Source organism: uncultured Actinomyces sp. (assembly GCF_963526355.1).
Lineage (GTDB): Bacteria > Actinomycetota > Actinomycetes > Actinomycetales > Actinomycetaceae > Actinomyces.
Map to the genome: position 1 here is coordinate 1 of NZ_CAUROW010000038.1, position 21,033 is coordinate 21,033.

The window sequence follows — 21,033 nt, forward strand, 5'->3', positions numbered from 1 at the left end:
TGGACCTCATCCAGGAGGGCAACCTGGGCCTCATCCGCGCCGTGGAGAAGTTCGATTACACCAAGGGCTTCAAGTTCTCCACCTACGCCACTTGGTGGATCCGCCAGGCCATTACCCGTGCGATGGCGGACCAGGCCCGTACCATCCGTATCCCGGTGCACATGGTTGAGGTCATCAACAAGCTCGCCCGCGTGCAGCGCCAGATGCTCCAGGACCTGGGGCGTGAGCCCACCCCGGAGGAGCTGGCCGTTGAGCTGGACATGACTCCGGAGAAGGTGGTGGAGGTCCAGAAGTACGGGCGCGAGCCGATCTCCCTGCACACGCCGCTGGGTGAGGACGGTGACTCCGAGTTCGGTGACCTCATTGAGGACTCCGAGGCCGTGGTCCCGGCTGACGCGGTGAGTTTCACCCTCCTCCAGGAGCAGCTCCACGCCGTGCTGGACACCCTCTCGGAGCGCGAGGCCGGTGTGGTCTCCATGCGCTTCGGTCTGACCGATGGTCAACCCAAGACCCTCGATGAGATCGGTAAGGTCTACGGGGTCACCCGAGAGCGCATCCGCCAGATCGAGTCCAAGACCATGTCCAAGCTGCGCCACCCCTCGCGCAGTCAGGTCCTGCGCGACTACCTGGACTGAGCGGACTCACTGGACGGGCAAGGAGCGCCACCGGCCCGCTCATGTCAATGACGTCGGCCCTGAACCGTCATGGTTCCGGGGTCGACGTCGTCGTCTGCTTCCCAAGGAGTGGATGAGCGAGGTGAGCAGAAGTAATGATAGGTTACCGCTGCTGATAAAACCGTAATAACTCCGTCGTATCGGGAGCGGATCAATGAAGAACGGTGCTCTTCGTCGCAGAAGAATAAGTGTCGGTGCGGTCCTTGTGCTGATGATGGTGGGACTGACTCTGTCGTCCCTGCTCACCACGTCGGCTGGTGCGACCGAGTCCGCGCAAGATGGCGGAGTGGTACCTAGCGCCTCCTCGACGGCGGTGACCGCACCCACCAGCTTCGGCAGGAGCGCTGAGCCGATCCCTGAGGAGCAGCCGGCCGTCGAGGTGACTCATGAGGCCGACCAGGATGTCCTGAGCTACTGGACGCGCGAGCGCATGGCGGCGGCCAGGCCCCTGGACGCCGACGTCGCCGATGAGCCCGCTCAGGAGCAGCCGGTGGTCGCCGACGTCGATGGCAGCAGTTCCAGCTCGACCGATCCGGCCGGAATGACCGAGCCCGTCGCCCCGGCTGCCGACGGGGGCGCAGCCCCGCCTGCCAGGACCATGGGGAAGCTGTTCTTCAACGGCTACGAGGCCGGCAACGCCTACTGCAGTGCCTCGGTCCTCAATACTCCGTCCAAGAGCGTGATCATCACTGCGGCCCACTGCGTCTACAGCTCCGAGGAAGGATGGGCGAAGGATGCGGTCTTCGTCCCCGACTACGACCGTGCCCAGGCCGACCCGGACCCGGTGGGAGTATGGACGGTCCGGTCGATACGCACCTTTAACAGTTGGCGAGCCGATCAGACTGACTACAGCAGCGACGTCGCCTACGTGACGCTCAACAACGGCGGAGATGCGAACAAACCTGTTGTCGACGTCGTGGGTGGCTATGGGCTGGCGTGGGGAGGCAGTCACGTCTTCCGTGCCACGATCTTCGGATATCCCACCAACAAGACGACCCCGGACGGCCGTGGCAGCGTCTACTCCTGTGTCAGGACCACGGAGCGGTCGGAGGACAAGGTGAGAGTCGAGGGGTGCGACTTCGGTATGGGGGCTTCGGGAGGACCCTGGCTCTATCGCTATGACGAGGCCACTGAACTCGGCTACGTGCGGTCGGTGACCTCGCTGTGGCGGCCCTTGGGCGGTGCGAACCGCGGACCCTACTTCACCGAGGCTGTCAAGACCATGCTGGATGCGACCGCCGGGGACTGAATCGTCTCCGGCACCGAGCCAGGTGGTGTCACCGTATACAGGTCGGGCTCGTAGACTGGGGGCTGGGAGACGTCTTCGCTCGGGAGCACTGAAATGGTTCACGCACGCACCGCCCTCGCCCAGTCCGACACCCTCCGCCTCGTCTGGCCCCAGTGGCAGGGGGCGGGGGAGTCCTCGGTGCGGAGCCTGCTGCCCGAGCTGCCCTACGGGGAGGCGCGGCGCGTCTACGCGCTGGGTACCCGGGTGCTGACGGCGCTCCTGCCCGAGCACGCCGGTCCCACGGAGATCGTCCCCGTCAGCGATGAGCCCACCGGCGAGGAGGTGCTCGTCACCAACGGCATGGAGTCACGCGCCCAGATCCTGGCCGGGATCCGTGATGCCCGCGAGGCGATCGCCCGGCACGACGCCCCCAGGGTCCTCACCCTGGGCAGGGACTGCGCCGTCTCCGTCGTCCCCTTCACCGAGCTCGCCGCCCGTTACGGAGACGATCTGGCCGTCGTCTGGATCGACTCCCACCCTGACATCGGCACCTCGCACTCCCAGTATCCCGGCTACCACGCCATGGCGGTCTCCCGCATCATCGGTAACGGTGACGCCGAGGTGATGGAGGAGCTGGCGGCCTTCGTCTCTCCGACCCGAGTGGCCCTGGCGGGCCTGCACTCCTGGACCGAGGACGACTACCCGAACATCGCCAGGTGGGGGCTGCACGCCTTCAGTCCGGCCGATCTGCGTGACTCGACGACGCCCCTGCTGAGATGGCTGGAGGCAACTGGGTGCAGCCGCGTGGCCGTCCACCTGGACGTCGACACCGTAGATGCCGATGAGGTCCGTCTGGGGCTGGGCTACGACCGTGGTGGTCTGAGCGTTGCCCAGACCAACCGCGTGGTCAAGGACCTGGGTCAGACGACCGACGTCGTCGGACTGACGATCGCTGAGTACGTGCCCCGGCAGGTCGTCGCCCTCACCCACCTCCTGGAAGGGCTGCCGCTTCTGTGAGCGAGCGGACAAAGCCCGCAAGACCCATTCGAGTCGGGCGCTGGGGAGTTCGGTGTCAGTCTGTAACGATCTTGGCGCCGGTGGTGTTCTCGGCCGCGTCGATGGTCCCCAGGGCGGTGACGCTGGGGAAGCCGGCGTTGCGCATGACGGCGTCGGCCATCTTGGGCTGGTCGCCGGTGCCGTAGATCTGATACTGGGAGTTGCGGTCCAGCCCTGAGATCTGGGTGGAGAAGTCACCCGAGGAGAAGTCGTAGTTGACGGCGCCCTCCAGGTGCCCCTTCTTGTACTCCTCAGCCGATCGCAGGTCGATGATGACGACGGGGCCGGTCGCCTTCGCGTCGGCCGGGGTGGTGTGCGTCGAGGCTGAGGCACTGGATCCGGAGGATCCTGAGCAGCCGGTCAGTGCCAGTGCGCCGCAGGAGACGAGCAGGGCGGAGAGGGCCAGGACGCGGATGGGGCGTTTCACAGACGGTTCCTTCAAGAGTCACACGGCTTCGTCGAGCCTGAATGGCAACGGGTGTGCTGCTGGATCAGCGTAAGGCTCTGTGCCGGGAGACTCGGGGCGGGAACAGGGGCAGGGCCTCAAGAACGAGGATAAACGGGTTCCGGTGGGAACCGGCAGTGATATTCATCGAACGGTAGGGTGAATTTCAGTGACAATCTCCACGTCAGTTGCCGGCAGTCAGGCTCGCGGTCTCGTCCTGGAAGAGCAGGGCGACCTCCTTGAGCTTCTCTCCGTGCCGGCGGGCGTGGTGAGCGCAGAAGAAGAGCTCTCCGGTCAGCATGACGACTCGGACGTAGGCCCGCGCGTCGCAGACGTCGCAGCGGTCGGCCGTGGTCAGCGGGCGCTCGGAGGAGTCGGCGGCAGAAGTGGTCTGCTCATCCAGGGTGGTCACCGCCTGAGCGGCGGTCGAGGTTCCGGGTGTGCTCATGGACCGCATTGCACCACGTCTGAGGCGCTCCAACCGTCCGAAAGCACCGTTTCCGCCTGAGGCGCACGCGCTTTCGCTCACGGCGCACCATGGTCATGGCGCACCTCACCCCAGAATCGATCGATCGGACGAATGCTGGAGGTGTTGTGATGGACAATATACGGGCAGAGGTGGAGAGGAGCAGCCGTAGATGTCGGTGCAGGAGTTCCGGGATCATGAGATCTCGCGCCTGGAACGCTCGGGCTGGGCGACCAACACAGCCCTCCGCAGGATGCTCGACGCCGTGGGCCTGCGACCACCGGCCCAGGTGGTGGCCGAGTGCATGGATGAGGGGGTCGGAGAGGGCTCCGGTGGCCGATGGACTCGGGCCGAGCGGGTGGTGGCTCGCTTGCGTGAGCACTTCGCCTCCTTCCGCTTCGCCGACGACGTCGACTACGGGCTGCTGGCAATTCCCGCAGCGGACCGATTCGACACCCGTGGTGCCGTGGAGCCTGATATCCGCTGCGGCCAGCTGCCCGATCTGGTCGAGGACCTCGTCGACCCGGCTCTGGGGGAGGGCTCCGACCTCGCCGACCTCGCCGGGTTCACACTGTGCCGGGACGGTTGGATGGTGCTGGCCGGCGTCGTCGGTCAGTACGGGATCTCGGCGGGAAGCTACGAGGACGTCACCGCCGCCTCGGCGGAGCGCTTCGAGGTCGACGGCGTTGACACCCGCACCCTCATGACCCGCCAGGTCTGGGGCGCCCGCCTGCTGCAGTGCCCGCCCGGTCTCGTTCCCGACTCCGACTACGCCGAGCGGTGGACCTTCACCCTCTTCCCGGCCGAGGGGCTGGTCGACGGACGGGCCGTTTCGGGCACCGTGCTCAAGAAGCGGGTGCGCCTCCGGCTGGGCAAGACGAACCGCGGGATCGCCAGCGCCCGGGTGGCTCCCGCCCTCCCGCTCAAGTGAACGCCCCTGCGGTCTCGGGCGGTCCGTCGGTCGCTTGACGTAGGACGCCACACACTGCCCCCGTGGCGGGGCGCGAGGCGCGGGCGGCGCTGATCGGCTAGATTCCCAGCGTGCCCTCATCCGAGAACAAGACCAGCCGGGGCGACTACTCCGCCCGCCACCTCTCCGTCCTGGAGGGGCTCGAGGCCGTGCGCAAGCGCCCGGGAATGTACATCGGCTCCACCGACCAGCGCGGTCTCATGCACTGCGTGTGGGAGATCGTCGACAACGCCGTCGACGAGGCCCTTGAGGGGCACGGCGATGACATCTCGGTGACCGTCCACGACGACGGCTCCATCGAGGTGCGCGACAACGGGCGCGGAGTGCCCGTGGACATCGAGCCCTCCTCCGGCTTGACCGGCGTCGAGCTCGTCTACACCAAGCTTCACGCCGGCGGGAAGTTCGGCGGCGGCTCCTACGGCGCCGCCGGCGGTCTGCACGGCGTGGGCGCCTCCGTCGTCAACGCCCTGGCCGAGCGCATGGACGTCGAGGTCGACCGCGGCGGCAAGACCTATGCCATGAGCTTCCACCGCGGCGAGCCCGGCATCTTCGACGACTCCGCCGGACGCAGCCCCTCCTCTCCCTTCACCGAGTTCACCAAGGCCTCCGAGCTGCGCGTCATCGGCAAGGTGCGCCGCGGCGTGACCGGCACCCGCGTGCGATACTGGGCCGACCCCCAGATCTTCCCCAAACCCACCGAGTACGACGCCGCGGCCCTGCGTGCCCGGCTGCGCCAGACCAGCTTCCTCGTGCCCGGACTCACCCTGCGCCTGGAGGACAGGCGCCCCGAGGCCGAGGCCATCGCGGCCTCCAGCACGCCCGCCGCCGACGCCGGCGAGACCGACGACGCCGTCCACGAGGTCACCCTGCGGGCGGCCGCCAAGAACGCCACCGAGAACCGCGGTGACCTGTTCGACACCGGCGTCGACGAGGGCGTCGAGGTCTTCCAGGCCCTGGGCGGCACAGCCGACTTCGTCGACTTCCTGGCCTCCGACGGCTCGGTCACCGACACCTTCCGCCTCACCGGACAGGGCACCTACACCGAGACCGTCCAGCAGCTCGACCGCGCCAGCGGGCACCTGCGGCCCGTGGAGGTCGAGCGCACCTGCACCGTCGACGTCGCCCTGCGCTGGGGGATCGGCTACGAGACCACCGAGCGCTCCTTCGTCAACATCATCGCCACCCCCATGGGCGGCACCCACCTGACCGGATTCGAGCAGGCCCTCACCAAAGTGCTGCGCAAGCGCATCGAGGCCGACTCCCGTGCCCTGAAGATCACCTCCAAGGACGGCCGGGTCGAGAAGGACGACATCATGGCGGGCCTGACGGCCGTCATCACCGTGCGCGTGCCCGAGCCCCAGTTCGAGGGACAGACCAAGGAGGTGCTCGGCACCGGCCCCGTGCGCCAGATCGTCTCCAAGGTGGTCGAGCGCGAGCTCACCGCCCTGCTGACCTCCTCCAAGCGGGACCTCAAGACTCAGGCGCGCGCCTTGGAGGAGAAGATCGTCGGCGAGATGCGCGCCCGCGTCTCGGCCCGGCTGCACAAGGAGATCACCCGCCGCAAGACAGCCCTGGAGACCTCCTCCCTGCCGGCCAAGCTCGCCGACTGCCGCAGTGACGACGTCGCCGCCTCCGAGCTGTTCATCGTCGAGGGCGACTCCGCCCTGGGCACCGCCAAGAACGCCCGAGATTCCGAGTTCCAGGCGCTCCTGCCGATCCGCGGAAAGATCCTCAACGTGCAGAAGGCCTCCCAGGCCGACATGCTGCGCAATGTCGAGTGCTCGGCCATCATCCAGGTGGTCGGCGCCGGCAGCGGACGCACCTTCGACCTGGAGGCCGCCCGCTACGGCAAGGTCATCCTCATGACCGATGCCGACGTCGACGGCGCCCACATCCGCACCCTCCTGCTGACCCTCTTCTTCCGCTACATGCGCCCCATGATCGAGGCGGGCCGGGTCTTCGCCGCCGTCCCGCCCCTGCACCGCATCGAGGTCTCCGGCTCGGGGCGGCGCAAGAAGGAGATCATTTACACCTACTCCGACGACGAGCTCGTCACCACCCTGCGCCGTCTGGAGCGCGCGGGCCGCAGCTTCAAGGAGCCCCAGCGTTACAAGGGCCTGGGGGAGATGGACGCCCATCAGCTCGCCGAGACCACCATGGAGCCCCAGCACCGCACCTTGCGGCGCATCACACTGGGGGACGAGGCCCAGGTCATGGAGGCCGAGTCCGTCTTCGAGCTCCTCATGGGCTCCTCGGTCGAGCCCCGCCGCGACTTCATCGTCGAGGGCGCCCGTGACGTTGATCGCGAGCGCATCGACGCCTGACCATCGCGTCAGGTCTCGGCCGCTCCTTCAGGTAGGGTCAGTAACCCTCGTGTCGCGGCCCGCCAGAGGTCGGGGCGCGTTGTTCGCTGACTGATCGTCATTCTTCGTCCTCATGAGGGAGGTGCGCTATGGCACCCGGTTACGGTATCCGCCGGGCGGGATCCTCACCGTGGCCCATCTTGCGCCCGGGGCCCCGTTCGTCCCTGTCGCGGGAGCTGTCCTGGCGGCCTCTGGGCCCGGAGGACAACCATGAGCTGGCCGCGCTCATCGCTCGGGCAGAGGATGTCGACAACCCGCCTTACCGCACCAGCGAGCAGGAGACGGCCGAGTACTTCCTCGACCCCACTTACTCCGGGGTCGCCGGTCGCGACGCCGACGGTGTCATGCGCGCCTTCGGCCTGGTGCGGCTGCGTCCGGCCGGCGAGATCTACGCCTCCATGACCGGTACCGTGGACCCGGCCGTACGCAAGCGCGGCATCGGTCGAGCCCTCCTGCACTGGCAGGCCGAGCGGGCCCGCCACCTCGTGGGCGCCGAGCGGGCCGGTTCCGTCCCTGGCAGGAGCGTCGCCCAGATTCCTGCGCACGTGGTCACCACCGTCCTGGAGGACGATGAGCGCATGCAGGGGCACCTCAAGGACATGGGTTTTGAGCCGATGCGCTGGTACCGGGAGGTGCGCCGCTTCCTCGGTGACGATATCCCCGAGGTGGACCTGGACGGCTTCATCACCATCGACCCGTGGACCCCCGAGATCGACGATGACGTCCGCCGTGCCTACAACCGGGCCATGGCTGAGACCTGGGAGGCGGAGAACGTCACCCCCGAGGACTGGGCCGCGGGCAGTGCCTACTTCGCTCCCCAGTGGAGCTTCGTGGCCATGGACCGCTCCGGGGACCGGGCCCGTGTGGCCGGGTACCTGCGCTCGGGCCGCTACGAGCAGGACTGGGAGGCCCTGGGCTGGCGCGAGGGCTACACGGACGTGCTGGGGGTCTTGAGCGATTACCGCCACCGTCGGATCGGGCCCGCGCTGCTGGTGGCCGCCATGCGCGCCTACGCGGCCGACGGCATGGAGTACGCCGCCGCCGGCGTCGACACCGACAATCCCGGCGGCGCCGTCGACCTGTACGAGTCCCTGGGCTACGAGCCCACCCGCGGCACCATCCTCTACGCCCTCGACGTCTGAGCAGGCACCCGGCGAGTGCCTGTGACGGCTCGAAGACCGCTCAGGTGCGCTGCTGGGCCACGGCTCCGGCCACCATGGTGGCCAGGGGACGCACCCGCGCCAGCTCCTCGGCCCCGAGGCGCAGGGGGTCCTCGGCCAGGAGCACCAGATCAGCCTGAGAGCCCTCCGCCACCGGGCCGGCTCCGTTGACACTGGCCGCCAGGGCCTCCTCGGCCGTCAGTCGCTGATCCGGTGACCACACCGAGCCGTCCGGCGTCTTGCGCCCCACCGCCGCCGCCATCGCCAGCCACGGGTCCAAGGGCGCCACCGGCGCATCCGATCCCAGCTCCAGCAGAGCCCCGCCGGCCACCATGTCCGCGAATGCGTAGGTGCGCCCCTCCAGACCTGGCCACACCCGGCTCACGGCTGCCCAGTCATCAATGAGGTGGGCCGGTTGAACAGACAGCTCGACGCCGCACCCCACGAGGCGCCTGAGCGCCCCGTCGGGCTCGTCGAGGGCGTCGGCGGGCAGCAGCTGGGCGTGCTCCAGACGCCCGACGGCTCCGGAGAGCGCGAAGGCGGCGGCGACGTCGTCGACGGCCGCGTCCCCGATGGCGTGGATGGCCATCTCGTAACCCTGCCGGGCGCCCCGGGCCATGAGGTCGGTGAGCTCGGCCCGATAGATATTGACCACGCCGCAGGAGTGCTCCAGGCCCAGCTCGGCCGGGTAGGGCTCGCACATGTGTGCGCTGCCCGAGCCCATCGACCCGTCGGCGATCACCTTGAGCGGTCCCTGAAGCAGTACCGGGGAGCCGTCGGCCAGGCGTGGCGAGCCCGGCAGCTCGACCCCGGTGCGCAGGCCCCGGGCGATCCAGCGCTCCAGCTTGTCGCGGTAGACCGCGACCCGGATGCGGGGCAGCACCGCAGGAAGGGCGCCCTGGGCCGCCATGGCCTGCAGGCGCCGCGGCCAGTCGTCGGGGTCCTCCGACCAGCTCATGTCGACCACGCCGGTGATGCCCCGGGCCAGCATGTCGGCCAGGACCTGCCGGTAGCCGGACTCGCGCAGCTCGCGCGTGCCCGGGACCTCATCGAGGCGGTCCAGCAGGGCGAACCACGGGTCCTCCTTCATCGGTGTCCCCGGCTCCTGGGCGCTGGCCTGCGGCAGACCGAAGATGCGCAGCGCCGCCGAGTTCAGCCACCCGGAGTGCACGTCCCCGGAGATGAGCAGCGTGGGGATCTCACCGGTGACGGCGTCGAGCTCGGCCACGGTGGGGAGACGGGGCCAGTTGGACAGGCGGTGCCCGAAGCCCTGGATCGTGGTGGGCCGCGAACCCGCCGGCAGGTCCCGCAGTTCCTGGGCCACTAGCTCCAGGGCCTCCTCGGCGCTGCGGGAGGCCAGCGTGTCGATGCGAGCCGAGCGCGCCGCCTCCATGTCCAGGTGGGCGTGGGCGTCCCACAGACCGGGGATGAGGAAGGAGCCATCGGCCTGAAAGACCGGTACCCCAGGAGCACTCAGCCCCCGCCCCACCTCGACGACGCGACCACCCGTCACACGCACGTCGACGGGCTCACCCGGGCGGGGCGGCACGTCCAATGAGCCCGGGCCCCGGTCGCCACGGCGGAGCCCGCCCAGCTCGGTGCGGGAACGGAAGGGGACGATACGAGCGTCCCTGATGATCAGGTCTGTGGACGGTTGATCAGCCATGGGCCACTTTAGGCACAACCGGGCTGACCACAGGCGGTATCGGAGACATTGCGCCCCGGTACGACCCGCCGCTGCGGCGACCTGCTCAGCCGATGCCGATGATAGGGGCCGGCAGCGGCGAGCCGGAGCCGTCGCGCCGCTCATCGGCCTCGGGCAGCGGAACCGGCTTTCCCCCCTCGCGCAGCGCCCGCGGCGGGGCCACGCCCACCCAGGCGGCCACGAGCTCATCCTCACCGCGCAGGAAGCGGTGGGAGCGAACCCCGCCCGTGGCCCGTCCCTTGGCCGGGTAGCGGTCCAACGGGGTCACCTTGACACTGCCGCCGCCGGTGCCCGGCAGCGAGCCCTCGGACCCTGCCACCGTCACCACCACGGCCTCGGCCAGAAGATCCTCGGGAACCGCCGCACCGGCGATGACCCGGGCGCCCTCGCGCAGCGAGATCCCCGCCATACCACCGGCTCCCCGGCCCTGCGGGCGCACCTTGGCGGCCGGGAACCGCAGCAGCTGGGCGTCAGAGGTCACCATGGCCAGGAAGTCCGTGTCGGCTGCCGTGCCGGCGAAGACCACCCGGTCGTCGTCGGACAGGGAGATGACCTCCCAGCTCTCGGCGTTCCTCGGCTCATCGCCGGGCTTGACCCGTTTGATGACGCCCTCGGCCGTGGCCAGGACGATCGGTGCGTGCTCGGTCGAGCCCACCGGGACCAGCCCCACCACCTTCTCCTCCGGCTCGATGTCCACCAGCTGGCGAACCGGAGTCGCACCGGCCAGCCCCGGAGCGCCATCGGTGCGGGGCACCTCTGAGGTGGAGACGACGTCGAGCAGCACCAGTCGCCCGGTGTCGGTGACCGCGCCGATCCGCCCCCGTGCCGTGGTCGCCACCTGGGAGGCCAGGGCGTCATGGGGCCGGCGCCCACCGGTGCGGGCGACCGGCTCCGCGCCGGGGGTGCGCGCCACCAGACCAGTGGCGGACAGCATCACCCGGCACGGGTCGTCAGGGACGGTGAGCGGAACCGGGGATGAGCTCGGCATGAGCGTCATCGGCTGAGCGGACGCACCGGCCCGCTTCGCCGTCGCGCCGGAGCCGGCGGTCCCTGAGGCGTCGTCCGAAGCCACCGGGCCACCTGCCGAGGATGTCACGCGCTCACCGGATGCCTCCATCAGTACCGTGCGCCGCGGGGTGCCGAACTGCTCGGCCACGGCTGCCAGCTCGCGGGAGACCACGCGTCGCAGCAGGACGTCATCGGCCAGGATCGCCTCCAGGGCCTCGATCTCCCGGGCCAGCTCATCGCGCTCCTTCTCCAGCTCGATCACCGAGAACTTCGTGAGCCGGCGCAGCTGGAGCTCGAGGATGTAGCCGGCCTGCGGCTCAGTGAGGTCGAAGACCTGCATGAGCCGCGTGCGCGCCGTGGCGGCGTCGTCGGAGGAGCGGATGACGGCGATGACCTCGTCGATGTCGAGGATGGCGATGAGCAGTCCGTCCACCAGGTGGGCGCGCTCGCGGCGCTTGCCCAGGCGGAACCGGGTGCGCCGGGTGACCACCGTGAGACGGTGGCGCACGAACACCTCCAGCAGCTCGCGCAGCCCCAGGGTGTGGGGCTGGCCGTCCACGAGGGAGACGTTGTTGATGCCGAAGGAGTCCTCCAGCGGTGTGTGCTTGTAGAGCTGGGCCAGGACGGCCTCGGGGTTGTAGCCGTTCTTGACGCTGATGACCAGGCGGGTGCCGTGCCTGCGGTCGGTGAGGTCGGCGACGTCGGTGATGCCCTGGAGCTTCTTGGCGCCGACCGCCTCCTTGATCCGGGCGATGATCTTCTCCGGTCCCACCATGTAGGGCAGCTCGGTGACCACGATGCCCTTGCGGCGCGGCGAGACCGCCTCCACGTGGGCGGTGGCGCGCGTGAGGAACTTGCCCCGCCCGGTGCGGTAGGCCTCCCGGATCCCGTCCAGGCCCACGATCATGCCCCCTGCGGGTAGGTCGGGACCCGGCACGAAGGCCATGAGGTCCTCCAGATTCGCCTCCGGGTGGGTCAGGAGGTGCCGGGCGGCCGCCACCACCTCCACGAGATTGTGCGGCGGCATGTTCGTGGCCATGCCCACCGCGATACCGGCCGCGCCGTTGACCAGCAGATTCGGGAAGGCCGCGGGCAGGACCTCGGGCTCGGTGAGCGTGTAGTCGTAGTTGGGGTTGAAGTCGACAGTGTCCTCATCCAGGTCAGCCGTCAGTGCCAGCGCCGGGGCGGCCAGGCGCGCCTCGGTGTAGCGGGGGGCCGCCGGGCCATCGTCCAGGGAGCCGAAGTTGCCGTGCCCGTCAATGAGCGGCAGACGCATCGTGAAGGGCTGGGCCAGGCGCACCAGCGCCTCGTAGATCGCGGTGTCGCCGTGGGGGTGGAGCCGGCCCATGACGTCGCCCACGACCCTGGAGGATTTCACGTGCGGGCGGTCGGGGCGCAGCCCCATGCGGTCCATCTGGAACAGGATGCGGCGCTGAACCGGCTTGAGTCCGTCGCGGGCGTCCGGCAGGGCGCGCGCGTAGATGACGGAGTAGGCGTACTCCAGGAAGCTGGTGCGCATCTCCGTGGACAGGTCAAGATCGACGATCTCCCCGTCGGTGGGGGGAGGAGCCTGGGGGGAGGCGGACTTCGGCATGGGCGCATTGTCTGCGGAATCGGGCTGAAAGGAAACCACGACACCCGGGCGTGACAGGTCAGACGCGCCCGCCCGTAATGGCCGGGCTGCAGGCGGGTGACGGGTGGGCGGCAGCGGAAGGAGCCTTCCGGTATCCGACGGCGGTGGCACAATGGCGCCCATGACGACCCACTCGCGCCAGAACTCGGTCACCGGCCCTGCCCCTTCCGAGGCACCGCAGGACGCGGCCGCCGAGCTGGCGCAGCAGGTGGAGCTCGCCGGCTACTACCCCGAGCTGGTGCTCGACACGCTCCGTCTGGCCGCGGGCGAGGAGGAGATCGTCTCCGGCATGGTCCAGGCCGAGACCACTTTCGCTGAGGCCGTCCACCGGCACCTGACCGTCCTGTCCCTGACCGCCACCCGCCTCATCATCGTGCACGTCGACGACGCACCCCGACAGGACGGCAGCCCTGGCGCCCTGGCCACCAGTGAGGCCGTCCCGCTCAGCCGTATCCGCTCCATGGCCCTGACCCGGGGCGTGTCCGATCCCGCCCAGGACGGCGGTACCCTGACTGAGATGACCATCGCGGTCTCCTGGGGGTCGGTGCGGCGCATCGACATGGAGCCGGCCACCTGCGGCGACCCCGACTGCCAGGCCGACCATGGCATGACCGGTGTCTCCGTGCCCGACGACATCGTCATCCGCGTCGCCGCCGGTGTCGAGGGCGCGGCCGCTCTGGCACGGGCCGAGGCCTTCGCCGGTCGGCTCTCACGGATGACGGCCCACGCCGCCTCGTGACCGGGCCCGTGACGAGCAGCCCCGATCCCTCCGCCACGGATCGTGCGACGGAGCCCCGGGTCCCCGTGCCGGATCCGGCGCTCCGCTACGTCCTGGCGGTCGGAGCGGTCAGCGCCGGACTTGCCCTCAGCGACATCGGCAGCGACGTTGATGACGACGTGGTCGACGCCCCTCTGCGTGCCTCGCTCGTCACCGACTCCCGGGCCCGTTGCGTCGCCCGCAGCTGGGGGATCGAGCCGGCCTGCGGCTCCGACGGCGCTCGTGGTCGGGCCCCTGGAACCGTCGTCGTCCTTGTGGACGGGCTGGGACTGGAGATGCTTCGTCAACGGCGTGGTCACACCCCCACCCTGCGCCGATGGCGGGCGTCGGGCGACGGTGGCGCCAAGAGCGGCGAAGACCCCGGGATCCTCACCTGTCGTCCCTCGACGACGGCCTCCGCCCTGACCATGCTGGGAACCTCCGCCCTGCCCGGCACCACCGGAATGGTCGGCTACTCGGTGCTTCGTACCGGCCTGGGGCCCGTCCTTCCCGCCGCCACCGTGCCCGGCCCCGCCCAGCTCCTCAGTCTCATCACCTGGAAGGGTGATGATGCCCCCAACCCTCGGGCCTGGCAGGACGTGCCCACGATCTTCGAGCGCGTCCCCACTGGGAGCGCGGTGAGCATCGGACCGGCCCGCTTCGCCGGCTCCGGCCTGACCGAGGCGGCCCTGCGAGGCGCCTCGCACCTGGCGGCCGACCGTATGGAGGACCGGCCCGCTCTGGCCGCCGGCGCACTGCGTCGAGGTGTTCCCCTGGTCTACCTCTACGTCGGCGAGCTGGACAAAACCGGTCACAAGCACGGTTGGCTCAGTGCTCAGTGGTTGGCCCAGCTCGAGCGCCTCGACGCCGCCATGGCCGATCTGGTCCGCCGCGTCCCCGCAGGCACCCGGATCGTCCTGAGCGCCGACCACGGGATGGTCGACACCGACGCCGACCACCGCATCGACCTGACCGCCCACCGTGAGCTTGTGCGCGACGTCGTCGCCGTGGCCGGCGAGCCCCGCCTGACGCACCTGCACGTCGCCGACGGTGACGCGGACCTGGCCGACGAGGTGGCGCACCGCTACCGCCATGTCCTGGCGGAGCGGGCGGCCTGGGTCGGCACTCGCGAGCAGGCCGCCGAGCACTTGGGTGCTCTCAGTCCTCGGGCGCGCGGAGTCGTCGGCGACGTCGTCGTGGCGATGGACGGAACCTGGGTGCTCGTGGACCCCAGGGTTCACTCCGAGTCCGCGATCGCCATGCCCGGCGTCCACGGCTCCTTCACGCCGGCCGAGACCGAAGTGCCGTTGCTCATCACCGAGGTCTGAAAGGCTCGGCGGGGCCGACGGGCGAAGGCCTGGGTGCTCAATTACTCGGGCTTGGCGCCGAAGACGATCTCGTCCCAGGAGGGTACGGAGCGGCGCGAGCGGCGACGCGACCTCTTCTTGGCCGGAGGAGCCGTCCTAGGCATGTCGGGAAGCGTCTCCTGGGTGCCCGCAGTCGAGGCGTCCGACGGATCGGGAGAGGCCTTGGCCATGACTTCGGAGCGAGAGGGCATGAGGATCTCCGGTACCGGCTCGGTGGGGCTGTCCGTGCCCACCGGTGCCTGCCGGCCCACCGGTACGCGCCCGGAGGCGGGGCTCGGGGCGGACGGCGCGGCCGATGCAGCACTGGAGGCCGTCACCAGCCTGGTCCCGGCCGGGTGGTTGTTGGCGTGGCGACGCCGGCGCTCCGACATGGAGTAGACCTGCGCGCTCAGCCCCGCGGCCTGCTCCAAGGGCTCCTCGACCGCCTCGCTGCCGGCTTCCGTTCGGGTCTCGGTGCGGCGCGCCTCGATCCTCCGAGTCGGGGGAGAGGGGACCTCGGGACTGTCAGGACTGCTGGTGTAGTCGATGCCGTGCGGGTCGGTGAAGGCGTCCTCGTCGCTCTGTCCCTGCCCGGGAAGACCAGCCATCTCGTCATCACGCGGGACCTCGACCTCGACGCGTCGACCCCGGCTGGAGGCCAGGTCGGCCAGCAGTGCATCGGTGTCATCCGGGGACATGGCACCGCCGGTGGGGCGGGCGTACTCCCGCACGGGCAGCATCCCAGCGGGCACCTCGACGGCCAGGCCGGTCGGCTCCCCAGAGGGCGTGGCCGGAGCGGAGGCGGCCGGTGTCGTGCCGGTGCCGGACGGGCCCGCGGCGGCGGAGTGCCCGGATTGGGCCGACGGCGCAGTGGCCGAGGCGCCAGGAGCCTCCGAGTCCTGATCGAAGACCGCCGGGCGCTTGACGCCGGCTCCCGCCTCCGTGAGCCAGCGCGCCTCATCATCCAGAGCGTGGACCGCCCGGGCCGTCAGGTCCAGCGACCAGCGGGCCTGCTTCTCCTCGGCGGACTGCACAAAGGTCACCATGATGAGCCAAGGGTCGCGGCCCTCGCGCAGCGCGTCCCACTCCAGGCTGGAGGGGTCGACACCGCGAGTGGCCAGCCGGTCCACCACCAGCTCACCGAGCAGTGGGGAGTCCTTCTCCCAGCCGATACGGCAGGTTTGGGCCTGCGAGACGGCCCACTGGCGCTCTGCGAGCACCGGTCCCTCGAAACGGCGCACGTGCTCCACGTCCATGCCGGTACTGATCGCGACCTCAGCAGCGGTGGCGCCGGCGCGCATGTAGGCCTGGAGCTGGCGGGGGCGCAGGGGCGCCGGTCCCTCAGTCGTGGTCCCCGCAGGGGGGACGATCGCGCCGCGGTCACGTCGCACCGCGGCGCGCAGAGCATCGTCGACGACAATGCTGTAGCGCTCGCCGTCCTCGTCCGTCATGACAATCGTGTCACCGTTGGCACCCAGCAGCTCGAGTTCGACCATGGGTGGTGCCTCCTTCATCCCAAATGTCAGCACGATACGCTCCACTGTGTCTCACAGCCTGCCATCTGCATGCGTCGAGCCGTGGGAGGCTCAGCGGTGTGCCACGTGTGAAGCGCGTGAGAAGACAGTCGGGTCGAGCACAATTGAGCACACTGCAAGCGAACTGTGTCCTCTTGTCGGGCGATTTGGCTTGACGGGCCGTCTGTCGGTGCTATTGTGCGCGTGCCTTTTCGGGACGGATGCGTCGGTCATCGTCACCACGCCAGCGCCGGTACGCGGCTCGGCCGCCGTCTCCGGAGGCCACCCGAGAGCCGTCGACAGGAAAGAGTGACGAGGCCATGGCGACCGACTACGACGCCCCGCGCAAGAATGATGACGAGCCCGAGGCCGATTCCATCGAGGAGCTGACCTCCAGGCAGAAGGACCAGTCCTCGGCCGCGATCGAGGAGGATGAGAATGAGGCGGCCGAGGGGTTTGAGCTGCCCGGAGCAGACCTGTCCCGCGAGGAGCTGAGCGTTCACGTCGTGCCTCAGCTCGAGGACGAGTTCACCTGCTCGGAGTGCTTCCTCGTCCACCACCGCAGCCAGCTGGCCTTCGTCGACGAGGCGACCGGCCTGCCGGTGTGCGCCGACTGCGCCGGCTGACGGCGCCGTAACCCACTCAGGAGAATCCCATGGGACTGTTCTCGCGCCGCAGAGATGACGCATCCACCAAAACCCACGAGCCCGCTCTCGAGCGTGACGCCGGGCACGGCGCCTCCGGTCCCTGGGATCTGCATGAGCTGCCCGAGGCTCAGGAGGACGTGCCCCGCATCGACCTGGGTGCGTTGCAGGTCCCGGCTGTCGACGGTATGCAGCTGCGAATGGAGCAGGCACCCGACGGCACCATCACGGCCGTCGTCCTCGCGCTGGGAGGATCGGCGCTTGAGCTGAGGGCCTTCGCCGCCCCGCGAACCGCCGGCATCTGGGACGAGCTGCGCAGTGACATCGCCAAGGAGCTCGCCGGGAACGGCGCCCGCTACGAGGAGAGCCACGGGGAGTACGGCACTGAGCTGGTCGCCCACCTGCCCATGCGCGGTCCCGACGGCACGACGACGACCGGCACGATCCGCTTCCTGGGAATCGACGGGCCCCGCTGGTTCTTGCGAGGCGTCCTTCAAGGGCACGCCGCCTCGTCGGAGCAGTCGGCTCAGGCGCTGCGGGAGGTGCTGCGCGGCATCGTCGTTGTCCGCGACGGCCAGGCCCGTCCGCCTCGTGAGATCCTGCCACTGCACGCCCCCGGAGCCGTGGCCGGTCCTGAGGCCGAGGACCTACCCGGCATCGACCCGCTGGCTCCTGGCCCGACCATCGCCGAAGTGCGCTAGATGCCGACGCTGCCCGCCCCCCTCACGCGGCTGTCCAAGTTGCTTCGCACCAGCCGTGAGCACCTCGAGGCCCAGGACGAGGAGCGCTCCGCCAGCCTGCGGGGCACTGATCCGATCGGGACTCTGGCATCGCGTCAGCGGACCCGCGTCTCCGGTGTCCTGAGGGCGGTCACATACCGCCCCAGCCAGGACAAGCCAGTTCTCGTCGGGCAGCTTTACGACGGCACCGGCAGCATCGACCTGGTGTGGTGGGGGCGACGACGCATCGCCGGCATCGCCCCGGGCGCCCACCTGGTGGCTGAGGGACGGGCCGCCGACGGCGCCCAGCGCCTGCAGATCCACAACCCCGCCTATCAGCTGCTTGGGCCGGGGCAGTAGCAGCCGGCAGCAACCCACCGGGAAGGATCCACGATGAGCAGTCGTTCCACTGATTCCGTCCGTACAGGCCTGGGGGCGATCGACTCCGAGCGCTTCGACGTCATGGCCGCCGTGGGAGGATGGCGCGGCATTGTCGAGTCCGTGGTGCCCACTCTCGTCTTCGTTGTGGTCATGGCGGTGCGGCCCACGGCCCTGGTGCCGGCCCTGCTCGCCTCCTTGAGCGTCAGCGCCGTGGGCCTCGTGGCCCGCCTGGTCCAGCGTCAGTCGCCGGCCCAGGTCCTGGGCGGGATCGTGCTGGTCCTCGTCTCGGCCCTGTGGGCCTGGCGCAGCGGTGAGGCCTCCAACTTCTATGCCACCGGTCTCATGATCAACGCGGCCTGGCTGGTCGCCTGCCTGGTCTCCCTGCTCGTCGGCTGGCCGATCGTGGGGGCACTCATGACTCTGTGGCACCGGGTCACCGACGAGTCGGGACGGAGGTCGGACCGCAGTGAGGACCCGGACGGTGACGGGGAGCCGAAGAGCACCGATGACGATCCTGCCGTGCGCCCCTCGTCCTGGCGCACCGACCCTGCCCTGCGCGGCGTGAAGTTCCGCTACCACGCGGGCACCTGGGTCCTGACGCTGATGTTCGCCCTGAGGCTCGTCGTCGAGGTGCCCCTCTACCTGGCCGGCGAGCAGGCAGTGTCCTACCTGGGAGCCGCTCGCCTCATCCTGGGCGTGCCTCTGTACGCCCTGACCCTGTGGTTCATCTGGTTGCTGGTCGCCCCCGGCCGGATCGCTCAGGCCGAGGGGCGTACCGCCCGGTAGCTCGGGCTGCCCGGATCTACGTGAAGATGAGGGGCAGCTCCTCCAGGCTGGACTCGCCCTCGCGCGCCGTGAGGAAGATGAGCTCGTCCCCGCGTTCGAAGCGCTCGTCGCGGTCCGGTGTGATGGGGCGGTAGTCGCGCAGGATCGCCGCCAGCACCGTGTGGGGCGGCAGCTCGATATCGGAGACGAGCTCGCCGATCACCGGTGAGTCCTCCGGCAGGGTCAGCTCGTGCATCGAGGCGCCCGACTGGTGGAAGTGGAAGATGCTCACCAGGCTGCCCACGCTGACGGCCTCCTCCACCAGGGCCGTCATGAAGCGCGGGGTCGACACTGCCACGTCCACCCCCCAGGTCTCATCGAAGAGCCACTCGCTCTTGGGGTTGTTGACGCGGGCCACGGTGCGGGGCACCCCGTACTCGGTCTTGGCCAGCAGGGAGATGACCAGGTTGGCCTTGTCGTCCCCGGTGGCGGCGACGATGACGTCGCAGGTCTCGGCTCCGGCGCGCTCCAGGGCGTCGATGTCGCAGGCGTCGGCCAGCTGCCAGTCGGCCTCCGGGACCGAGGCGATTCGCATGGCCTCTGCGGAGCGGTCGACGAGTGTGACCTCATGGCCGTGGCTGATGAGCTCGCGGGCGATGGAACGGCCCACGGATCCGGCTCCGGCGATCACGATCTGCATGGCTCAGGCCTCCTGGGTCGGGGCGTGTGACAGGGCCCGGCGCACCTGGCCGATGCGGTCGGTGCTCACCGCCAGGTGCAGGCGGTCGTGCTCCTGGATGACGGTGGCGGCCTCGGGCAGCAGGGCGGTGGCGTCGCGCGAGATCCAGGCGACGCGCACCCGCAGGCGCTCCTCGAGCGCCCCGATCGTGGTTCCCACCCACTGCGGGGAGGCGCTGGGCTGGATGAGGGCGACCGCTCCCGAGGGGTCCTCGAGTTCGCGGGCGCTGGAGCCGGGAAGGATTCGGCGCATCATCTGGTCGGCCGTCTGGCGCACGGTGGCGACCGTGGGGATGCCCAGACGCTCATAGACGTCGGCCCGGCGTGAGTCGTAGATACGGGCCACGACGTTGTCCACGCCGAAGCTCTCCCGGGCCACGCGCGCCGCGACGATGTTCGAGTTGTCCCCGTCGGAGACCGCGACGAAGGCGTAGGCCTCGTCGATGCCGGCCTGCTCCAGGGCGTCGCGGTCGAAGCCGACCCCCTTGACCTTACGGCCGTTGAAGTCCGAGGGCAGGCGGCGGAATGAGTCCGAGGAGCGGTCGATGACGGACACCGAGTGCCCCATGCGGTCGAGCTGGACGGCCATGGACGCTCCGACGCGGCCACAGCCCATGATGACGAAGTGCACGAGGAGGACGGTACTCCGGTATGGGGCCTCGGACGTAACATCTGGAGACGTGCGTGACTTCGCAGACCGCATCAAGCGGCTTCTCGTCGGTCGTCCCGTCCCCAGTGGAGCTCTGGGCGAGACGCTCCTGCCCAAGAGGATCGCCCTTCCGGTATTCGCCTCCGACGCCCTGTCCTCCGTGGGCTACGCCCCCGATGAGGTGCTCATCACCTTGGCCGTGGCCGGAGTCGCCGCCACCTCCCTGTCGCCGTGGGTCGCCCTGGCCGTCGTCGGCGTTCTCGTGGTCGTGGTGGCCTCCTACCGTCAGACCGTCTACGCCTACCCGTCGGGCGGCGGCGACTACGAGGTGGTCTCGGCCAACCTCGGTTCCCACGCCGGCCTCCTGGTGGCCTCGGCCCTGCTGAGCGACTACGTCCTGACGGTGGCGGTCTCGGTGTCCTCGGGCACCGCCTATCTCGCGGCCGCCATCCCCTACCTGGCCCCTTACAAGGTGGAGATATCTGTCGCCGTCGCCACTGTCCTGGCTGTGCTCAACATGCGCGGCTCGAGGGAGTCGGGTCGCGCCTTCGCCATCCCCACCTACCTGTACATGGGTGTGATCGGCGTCATGGCCGTTGTCGGCCTCGTCCAGGAGCTGACCGGGACGCTCGGGCGGGCCGAGTCCGCCGGCTTCGAGGTCGTCACCCATGCCGGCTGGGAGCAGGGCCTGACCGGCCTGGCCGGCGGATTCCTGGTCCTGCGGGCCTTCTCCTCGGGCTGTGCGGCCCTGACCGGTGTGGAGGCGATCTCCAACGGCGTCCCCAGCTTCCAGCGCCCCAAGTCCCGCAACG

The 21,033-nt window shown here is 69.8% G+C and carries 20 protein-coding genes; 13 read left to right on the top strand and 7 right to left on the bottom strand.

Annotated elements, in window-relative coordinates; all coding sequences use genetic code 11:
• The 3 genes from RWR81_RS08560 to RWR81_RS08570 form a co-directional block, all read left to right on the top strand.
• The coding region (locus RWR81_RS08560) for an RNA polymerase sigma factor (RefSeq protein ID WP_314456833.1) at positions 1-635 on the top strand (635 nt) is incomplete at its 5' end.
• 193 nt (positions 636-828) lie between these two features.
• Positions 829-1,923, top strand: a complete 1,095-nt coding sequence (locus RWR81_RS08565) for a trypsin-like peptidase domain-containing protein (protein ID WP_314456835.1) — start codon at positions 829-831, stop codon at positions 1,921-1,923.
• Positions 1,924-2,016: 93 nt separating this feature from the next.
• Positions 2,017-2,919 carry an arginase family protein gene (locus RWR81_RS08570; protein WP_314456837.1) on the top strand — a complete coding sequence of 301 codons (903 nt, stop codon included), beginning with the start codon at positions 2,017-2,019 and terminating at the stop codon, positions 2,917-2,919.
• 55 nt (positions 2,920-2,974) lie between these two features.
• Here RWR81_RS08570 and RWR81_RS08575 read toward each other — a convergent pair whose 3' ends face one another.
• Complete coding sequence (locus RWR81_RS08575) at positions 2,975-3,385, bottom strand: rhodanese-like domain-containing protein (protein WP_314456839.1); 411 nt, start codon at positions 3,383-3,385, stop codon at positions 2,975-2,977.
• Between the two features lie 202 nt (positions 3,386-3,587).
• Positions 3,588-3,860 (bottom strand): hypothetical protein, encoded by a 273-nt coding sequence (locus RWR81_RS08580; RefSeq protein ID WP_314456841.1) that lies wholly within the window; start codon positions 3,858-3,860, stop codon positions 3,588-3,590.
• A gap of 181 nt (positions 3,861-4,041) precedes the next feature.
• On the opposite strand from RWR81_RS08580, the gene RWR81_RS08585 reads away from it, so the two are divergent.
• The 3 genes from RWR81_RS08585 to RWR81_RS08595 all read left to right on the top strand — a co-directional run bounded on the left by RWR81_RS08585 (position 4,042) and on the right by RWR81_RS08595 (position 8,344).
• Positions 4,042-4,800 carry a hypothetical protein gene (locus RWR81_RS08585; RefSeq protein WP_314456843.1) on the top strand — a complete coding sequence of 253 codons (759 nt, stop codon included), beginning with the start codon at positions 4,042-4,044 and terminating at the stop codon, positions 4,798-4,800.
• Between the two features lie 110 nt (positions 4,801-4,910).
• A complete protein-coding gene (locus tag RWR81_RS08590; RefSeq protein WP_314456844.1) occupies positions 4,911-7,163 on the top strand; it encodes a DNA topoisomerase IV subunit B in 2,253 nt (750 codons plus the stop codon).
• 128 nt (positions 7,164-7,291) lie between these two features.
• Positions 7,292-8,344, top strand: coding sequence for a GNAT family N-acetyltransferase (locus RWR81_RS08595; protein ID WP_314456846.1), 1,053 nt, complete (start codon positions 7,292-7,294; stop codon positions 8,342-8,344).
• Between the two features lie 40 nt (positions 8,345-8,384).
• Here the strand turns inward: RWR81_RS08595 and RWR81_RS08600 are convergent, their stop codons facing one another.
• The gene (locus RWR81_RS08600; RefSeq protein ID WP_314456848.1) at positions 8,385-10,028 is read right to left on the bottom strand and encodes an amidohydrolase family protein; all 1,644 of its coding nucleotides are present in this window, start codon (positions 10,026-10,028) and stop codon (positions 8,385-8,387) included.
• 85 nt (positions 10,029-10,113) lie between these two features.
• A complete protein-coding gene (locus RWR81_RS08605; protein ID WP_314456850.1) occupies positions 10,114-12,669 on the bottom strand; it encodes a DNA topoisomerase (ATP-hydrolyzing) in 2,556 nt (851 codons plus the stop codon).
• 160 nt (positions 12,670-12,829) lie between these two features.
• On the opposite strand from RWR81_RS08605, the gene RWR81_RS08610 reads away from it, so the two are divergent.
• Together RWR81_RS08610 and RWR81_RS08615 are read left to right on the top strand one after the other, a co-directional pair.
• A complete protein-coding gene (locus RWR81_RS08610; RefSeq protein ID WP_314456852.1) occupies positions 12,830-13,447 on the top strand; it encodes a DUF5998 family protein in 618 nt (205 codons plus the stop codon).
• 8 nt (positions 13,448-13,455) lie between these two features.
• A complete protein-coding gene (locus RWR81_RS08615; protein ID WP_399498270.1) occupies positions 13,456-14,793 on the top strand; it encodes an alkaline phosphatase family protein in 1,338 nt (445 codons plus the stop codon).
• A gap of 41 nt (positions 14,794-14,834) precedes the next feature.
• Here RWR81_RS08615 and sepH read toward each other — a convergent pair whose 3' ends face one another.
• Complete coding sequence (gene sepH, locus RWR81_RS08620; protein WP_314456853.1) at positions 14,835-16,325, bottom strand: septation protein SepH; 1,491 nt, start codon at positions 16,323-16,325, stop codon at positions 14,835-14,837.
• Positions 16,326-16,645: 320 nt separating this feature from the next.
• On the opposite strand from sepH, the gene RWR81_RS08625 reads away from it, so the two are divergent.
• Genes RWR81_RS08625 through RWR81_RS08640 form a run of 4 tightly spaced genes read left to right on the top strand, consistent with a single transcriptional unit; the run spans position 16,646 to position 18,855 of the window.
• Positions 16,646-16,951, top strand: a complete 306-nt coding sequence (locus tag RWR81_RS08625; protein ID WP_004565030.1) for a DUF4193 domain-containing protein — start codon at positions 16,646-16,648, stop codon at positions 16,949-16,951.
• 29 nt (positions 16,952-16,980) lie between these two features.
• Positions 16,981-17,670 (top strand): DUF3710 domain-containing protein, encoded by a 690-nt coding sequence (locus RWR81_RS08630; protein ID WP_314456855.1) that lies wholly within the window; start codon positions 16,981-16,983, stop codon positions 17,668-17,670.
• On the top strand, positions 17,671-18,048 hold the full coding sequence (locus RWR81_RS08635) for an OB-fold nucleic acid binding domain-containing protein (RefSeq protein WP_314456857.1): 378 nt from the start codon (positions 17,671-17,673) through the stop codon (positions 18,046-18,048).
• Positions 18,049-18,081: 33 nt separating this feature from the next.
• Complete coding sequence (locus RWR81_RS08640) at positions 18,082-18,855, top strand: DUF3159 domain-containing protein (RefSeq protein WP_314456859.1); 774 nt, start codon at positions 18,082-18,084, stop codon at positions 18,853-18,855.
• Between the two features lie 16 nt (positions 18,856-18,871).
• Here RWR81_RS08640 and RWR81_RS08645 read toward each other — a convergent pair whose 3' ends face one another.
• Positions 18,872-19,534 (bottom strand): TrkA family potassium uptake protein, encoded by a 663-nt coding sequence (locus RWR81_RS08645; RefSeq protein ID WP_314456861.1) that lies wholly within the window; start codon positions 19,532-19,534, stop codon positions 18,872-18,874.
• Positions 19,535-19,537: 3 nt separating this feature from the next.
• Positions 19,538-20,161 carry a TrkA family potassium uptake protein gene (locus tag RWR81_RS08650; protein ID WP_314456866.1) on the bottom strand — a complete coding sequence of 208 codons (624 nt, stop codon included), beginning with the start codon at positions 20,159-20,161 and terminating at the stop codon, positions 19,538-19,540.
• Between the two features lie 91 nt (positions 20,162-20,252).
• Between RWR81_RS08650 and RWR81_RS08655 the strand changes: the two genes are divergently transcribed.
• Positions 20,253-21,033, top strand: a 781-nt coding sequence (locus RWR81_RS08655; RefSeq protein WP_314456863.1) for an APC family permease, incomplete at its 3' end; no start/stop codon positions are given.

Bases quoted from the DNA above. Each gene is read 5' to 3' on its own strand.
- RWR81_RS08565 (WP_314456835.1), top strand. From the start codon at position 829: ATGAAGAACGGTGCTCTTCGTCGCAGAAGAATAAGTGTCGGTGCGGTC.
- RWR81_RS08570 (WP_314456837.1), top strand. From the start codon at position 2,017: ATGGTTCACGCACGCACCGCCCTCGCCCAGTCCGACACCCTCCGCCTC.
- RWR81_RS08580 (WP_314456841.1), bottom strand. From the start codon at position 3,860: ATGCGGTCCATGAGCACACCCGGAACCTCGACCGCCGCTCAGGCGGTG.
- RWR81_RS08585 (WP_314456843.1), top strand. From the start codon at position 4,042: ATGTCGGTGCAGGAGTTCCGGGATCATGAGATCTCGCGCCTGGAACGC.
- RWR81_RS08595 (WP_314456846.1), top strand. From the start codon at position 7,292: ATGGCACCCGGTTACGGTATCCGCCGGGCGGGATCCTCACCGTGGCCC.
- RWR81_RS08600 (WP_314456848.1), bottom strand. From the start codon at position 10,028: ATGGCTGATCAACCGTCCACAGACCTGATCATCAGGGACGCTCGTATC.
- RWR81_RS08605 (WP_314456850.1), bottom strand. From the start codon at position 12,669: ATGCCGAAGTCCGCCTCCCCCCAGGCTCCTCCCCCCACCGACGGGGAG.
- RWR81_RS08610 (WP_314456852.1), top strand. From the start codon at position 12,830: ATGACGACCCACTCGCGCCAGAACTCGGTCACCGGCCCTGCCCCTTCC.
- sepH (WP_314456853.1), bottom strand. From the start codon at position 16,325: ATGAAGGAGGCACCACCCATGGTCGAACTCGAGCTGCTGGGTGCCAAC.
- RWR81_RS08625 (WP_004565030.1), top strand. From the start codon at position 16,646: ATGGCGACCGACTACGACGCCCCGCGCAAGAATGATGACGAGCCCGAG.
- RWR81_RS08630 (WP_314456855.1), top strand. From the start codon at position 16,981: ATGGGACTGTTCTCGCGCCGCAGAGATGACGCATCCACCAAAACCCAC.
- RWR81_RS08635 (WP_314456857.1), top strand. From the start codon at position 17,671: ATGCCGACGCTGCCCGCCCCCCTCACGCGGCTGTCCAAGTTGCTTCGC.
- RWR81_RS08640 (WP_314456859.1), top strand. From the start codon at position 18,082: ATGAGCAGTCGTTCCACTGATTCCGTCCGTACAGGCCTGGGGGCGATC.
- RWR81_RS08645 (WP_314456861.1), bottom strand. From the start codon at position 19,534: ATGCAGATCGTGATCGCCGGAGCCGGATCCGTGGGCCGTTCCATCGCC.
- RWR81_RS08650 (WP_314456866.1), bottom strand. From the start codon at position 20,161: ATGGCCGTCCAGCTCGACCGCATGGGGCACTCGGTGTCCGTCATCGAC.